The sequence below is a fragment of the Desulfobacula sp. genome, assembly GCF_030611305.1.
In the GTDB taxonomy this organism is placed as follows: Bacteria; Desulfobacterota; Desulfobacteria; order Desulfobacterales; family Desulfobacteraceae; genus Desulfobacula.
In genome coordinates, this window is the sequence record NZ_JAUWQB010000141.1 from 1 (window position 1) to 5,385 (window position 5,385).

Annotated in this window: 3 protein-coding genes; all 3 read left to right on the plus strand. The window is 42.8% G+C overall.

The window, feature by feature from the left end; all coding sequences use genetic code 11:
* Nucleotides 1–121: 121 nt before the first annotated feature.
* The 3 genes from QAI40_RS16640 to QAI40_RS16650 all read left to right on the plus strand — a co-directional run bounded on the left by QAI40_RS16640 (nt 122) and on the right by QAI40_RS16650 (nt 5,169).
* On the plus strand, nt 122–1,582 hold the full coding sequence (locus tag QAI40_RS16640; protein ID WP_304511866.1) for a type I restriction enzyme endonuclease domain-containing protein: 1,461 nt from the start codon (nt 122–124) through the stop codon (nt 1,580–1,582).
* A gap of 1,497 nt (nt 1,583–3,079) precedes the next feature.
* Nucleotides 3,080–4,357, plus strand: a complete 1,278-nt coding sequence (gene hisD / locus QAI40_RS16645) for a histidinol dehydrogenase (protein ID WP_304511867.1) — start codon at nt 3,080–3,082, stop codon at nt 4,355–4,357.
* Between the two features lie 14 nt (nt 4,358–4,371).
* Nucleotides 4,372–5,169, plus strand: a complete 798-nt coding sequence (locus QAI40_RS16650) for an SDR family NAD(P)-dependent oxidoreductase (RefSeq protein WP_304511868.1) — start codon at nt 4,372–4,374, stop codon at nt 5,167–5,169.
* Nucleotides 5,170–5,385: the final 216 nt, after the last annotated feature.

Consider the following 5,385-nt stretch of genomic DNA (forward strand, 5'->3'; position numbering starts at 1 on the left):
CAAAAAAATAAATATAATAAATACAGTGCGTTATATTTTCAACCCCATGGTTTTTTGATAAAATTAGCCTTGATTTTTAAAAAAATGACGAACTTGGGCCAGCAGGCAAATTGCCTATGATTTGTATAAAGAGATTATCAACATCCGGCCACAATGGGTGGAAGTCCGGGAATGTGATGAAGGCGTAACGCTGTCGGAAAAAGAGCGCAAAGAAATCAAGCCGATAGAAAAAATCAAAATGGTAATGACCCGGGACAAAGATGATCCGAAAAAGCTTTGGGACCTTCTCGGAACAAAAGACAACCGAAAGGAACTCGACCGCCAGTTTAAGAATGCGAAATCAAATTTCAAGATTGCCATGGTAGTTGATATGTGGCTAACCGGATTTGATGTGCCATTTCTCGATACAATCTATATTGATAAGCCAATTCAACAGCATTCTCTGATTCAAACCATTTCACGGGTAAACCGGGTATATGAAGGCAAGGAAGCTGGCCTTGTAGTCGATTATATCGGAATAAAGAGTAACATGAACCTTGCCCTCAAGAAATACTCCCAGGTAGAGGGAGATGATTTTGAGGATATTTACAAGGCTGTAATAATCGTTAAAGATCAACTGGATTTGCTTTCAAGGCTCTTTCACAAGTTTGATTCTAAACCCTACTTTACCGGAACCCCACTGCAACAACTGGAATGCCTTAACAAAGGAGCTGAATATGTCCAGATTACCGAAGAGGCCGAAAAAAGATTCATGGGCATGACAAGAAGGCTTCGTTCGGCATATAAAATCTGCTCTACAAGTGACCAGATAACACAAAAAGAACGGGATTATATTCACTTCTATATGGCCATTGCCGCAATTGTTCACAAATTGACCAAAGGAAATGCACCTGACGCTGCACAAATGAATGCAAAAGTGCGTGAAATGATAAAGGAAGCATTGTTAAGTGATGGCGTAGAAGAAGTATTCAAGCTCGGAGAAAACGAGGCAGACAAAGACATCGACATTTTCAGCGATGAATACATGGCAAAGATTGATAGAATCAAACTGCCAAATACAAGAATCAAGCTCCTTCAACAGCTGCTCAAAAAGGCAATTGACGAGTTCAAGAAGGTGAACAAAATAAAGGGTGTTGATTTTACCAAGCGGTTCAAGGCATTGCTTGACAAGTATAACGAACGTAAAGAGGGTTTGGCCTTGGCAAATGATGTTCTTGATGATATTGCGCAGCATTTTGCCGATCTGTTCAAAGACCTGCAAAAGGAGAAAAGCTCATTCGAAGAAATGGGAATCAATTTTGAAGAAAAAGCCTTCTATGACATCCTGAAGACTGTTGCTGAAAAGCATGAGTTTGAGTATCCGCATGAAAAACTGATTACGCTGTCTCAAGCAGTCAAAAAGGTTGTAGACGATAAAGCAAAATATACAGATTGGTCACAAAGGGATGACATAAAAGCAGAATTGAAAGTTGACTTGATACTGATTCTCGCAGACCACGGCTATCCGCCGGTGCCGAAGGATGAGGTATTCAACGAGATATTTGAACAGGCGGAAAACTTTAAAAAATACAGGGGTGAATAAAGAGAAAAGACGAAGAAATAGTTTCCGCAGTCACAATACAAAATATCCTAAAAGCGCTGAAACGTTTTTTAACATTATATAGACCTTATGAAAATAAGCGATAGTATACGATTGGAATTGAAAGTGGCAAAGATCCTGGGTATTTGACGGTAGGCAAAACACCGTTTGAAAGTGTCCACAAATTGCTGTCAAAGCTATATGCTATAAGGGTTAGCACGGATAGAGGATCCATAGTTTCTAAGGAAGCGGGGTGTTGTTGAACAAATTTGTTCAACAGGTAGAGTCAATTTTCAAAAACCTCCCGAAACCACTGAAATGGCTATCTTTTTTGCTTAATGATCTGATTTTATTAACCGACATTCCCTCAAAAGTTCAGACCGCCTCTGTAAAACACTGCTTGAACAAGGCACAGACAAAACATGCAGGGAAAAAGAACCCTCGGAAGGCAGTGGCAAAGTGGAAACACTATATCCTTTTAATTAATGCTCGACCGAAAATCGTCAACTTTTCAGATATCCCGTCCAAGGGATCTGTCCGCCCTTGTTTTTAAGCTATCTATCTCTAAATCGGCATTTATTAGATTTGGCAATCCTGTATCGATATTAAACAGACCATTTGTCGAAAATGGCAGTGCTGCCATTTTCGACAAATGACAATTTTGTAAAAGTTTTGTCGATCCACAGGTTGTGGGAAAGCACGGTTAGTCGCGGCTCATATTATCCAAGTCCTTTTTTTGCATTGCTTTGTTCAGGGCATCGTTCAGGCTGGGGTTTTTTCAACAGTGGAAACCGTGTTTAATTCCAGAATGGTTCGCTTCAATTTTTTATATTACAATAAGTTTGATTATCTGTGTGATGAATGGAATTTATCCCAAACACAAAATATTGTGTTTGCCGATGATGCTAAAAGCACAAGACTGTTAATAATAGTGCTCTTGATACCAGGAAAAATTCAGGGGCCAGACTTTGAATACAAGTTCTCTCTTTTTTTGAATTGCTTCTATCCCAACACTAATATTATTTGGTGCGGTGCTTTTATATATAAAAAACATAGTTGAAAAAAATATTGTAAATATCGTTTGTTGTGGCGACAACTTGATCTTTGAGTAACATTGAGTCGTACAGATGGCAAAACCTCTGCACTCTGACCTGGCCCTCAGGGCCCAGGGCCAGGGTTTCTACGTTGGACTAAAGTCAGGATTAAAATTTTTCTAAAAAAAATGCCGAGCGTATAACCAAAATTCACAGTTTGAGAAATTTAAAATATCGATACAAATCAAAACAGCTTCCCAATAAAATTTATTATCTGTGAATTTGAAATTGTACTTGACTTTTAGGAGCAGGCAGGTAATGTTACCGGTAACATAAATTTGAAGTCAGGGCTATCTTCGGTTGCGGTTGTTGTAATTTAGACGTACGCATTATCGGCGTGTAATGTCCAATGTGGGCGCCAACACTGAAAAAGTATCGGTTTAGATAGAAAAAATGAGGAGAAAAAATGAAAAAGATTTTAAAGGAAGGAATCAGCTCAGAGGTCTCAACGTCAGATAAAGACAAGGCGAAAAAAATTGTTGAGGATATCATTGCAAACATCGAACAATGCGGAGATGTAGCTGTTCGAGAGCTTTCTGAGAAATTTGACAAATGGGGGCCGAAAAACTTTCGTCTGTCGAATGCACAGATTAAGAAGTGCATTGATTCTTTGCCTGCCTCTACCATTGCAGATATAAAATTTGCTCAAACCCAGGTGCGTAATTTTGCTCAAGCTCAGCTGGATTCTCTACATGATATCGAAATTGAAACTTTACCCGGAGTTACTCTTGGGCATAAAAATATTCCCGTTGCAAGTGTCGGCTGTTATATTCCTGGGGGGAAATTTCCAATGGTGGCTTCTGCGCACATGAGCGTTGTCACAGCCAAAGTTGCTGGAGTAAAACGCGTTATCGCCTGTACACCTCCGAATAAAGGTGAGCCACCGGCTGCCACAGTTGCAGCCATGGCCCTTGGCGGAGCAGATGAAATCTATATTTTGGGTGGCGTGCAGGCTATTGCTGCTATGGCCATGGGTACTGAGAGCATTGATGCCGTTGATTTCCTTGTAGGTCCTGGTAATGCTTTTGTGGCTGAAGCCAAGCGGCAATTGTTTGGACGTGTTGGAATAGACCTGCTTGCCGGTCCTACAGAAACATTGATTATCGCTGATGATAGCGTAGATGCTGAAATGGTTGCCACGGATCTCCTTGGTCAGGCAGAACATGGCTATAACTCTCCGGCAGTACTGCTGACAACAAGTGAGAATCTGGCAAATGAAATTGAAGACGAAATCCAAAGACAACTCAAAGTTCTGCCGACAGCAGACACTGCGTCTGCTTCCTGGCGTGATTATGGCCAGATCATTCTGGTCGATAGCGAAGAAGAGATGGTTGCTGAAGGTGATCGTATAGCCTCTGAGCATGTTCAGATTTTGACAAAGAATCCGCAATATTTTCTCGATAATATGTCCAATTACGGCTCACTCTTTCTCGGTGAAGAAACCAACGTATCCTTTGGGGATAAAGTAATTGGAACCAACCATACCCTGCCGACTATGGGGGCTGCAAGGTATACAGGAGGCCTCTGGGTGGGTAAGTTCATCAAGACCTGCACCTACCAGAAATGTACCAAGGAGGCTAGTGTGGTGATAGGTCAGTACTGTTCCAGACTTTGTGAACTGGAAGGATTTAAAGGCCACAAAGAACAGGCCGACCTCAGGGTTCGCCGATACGGAAAAAAGTGATCAAAAAAGAGGATATGATTATAAGGAGAAGACATATGGATACAAAAAAGACAAGAACAGAATTTGATCTGGACGGTAAGGTGGCCATTGTCACCGGCGCAGGACGCGGCATTGGTCGGGAAATTGCCCTTGCCCTTGCCCGCTACGGTGCTGACCTGGTTCTGTGGAGTCGAACGCAGACAGACCTGGATCAATTGGCCGAAGAAGTACGCGCCATAGGTTCCCGCGCGCTGGTTCAATCCGTCGACATCACACGGGTGGCCGAATTGGGCGAACGGGTACAGGCTGTGGTCGACAAATTTGAAACCATCGATATCCTCGTGAACAACGCCGGCGTTAACATCCCTATGTGGACCGAAGATGTGGACGAAGAATCCTGGGACAAGGTCATGGACATCAACCTTAAAGGCACATTTTTCTGCGCCCAGGCCGTCGGCAAGGCGATGATTCGGCAAAAGAAGGGAAAAATCATCAACATCTCTTCCCAGTCCGGTAAAGTCGGCATGATCAAACGGGCCGCTTATTGTGCCAGCAAGGGTGCCGTGGATCAGCTCACACGGGTGATGGCCCTGGAATGGGCCAAATACAACATCAATGTCAATGCCGTCGCTCCCACATTTGTTGAAACAGCCATGACCCGGGACATGTTCAAAGACAAGGAATTCAGCGATTGGGTGTATGGCAAACTCATGCTGAACCGACTGGCAAAGCCGGAAGACATTATCGGCGGGGTACTGTATCTCGCATCCAGCGCTGCTGATATGGTAACCGGTCACATACTTTATATTGACGGAGGGTGGACCGCCCATTAACCGGCAGGAAATGGTGAATCAACATGATTTTAAAAACACTCAATCAGAAAATGCAAAAAGTGAATGATGTGCTGGTGGGCCCAAATCCACCGCCTAATTTTTTATAGACCCCTCCAAGGTAAAATCGGGGAATTTTTTTTTGGTGGGGGCCGATTCCGGGGCGATTCTCCTTTTTTTGAGTTCAGAACCTTGAGATGCCCTTCGATGGGGCTGTTT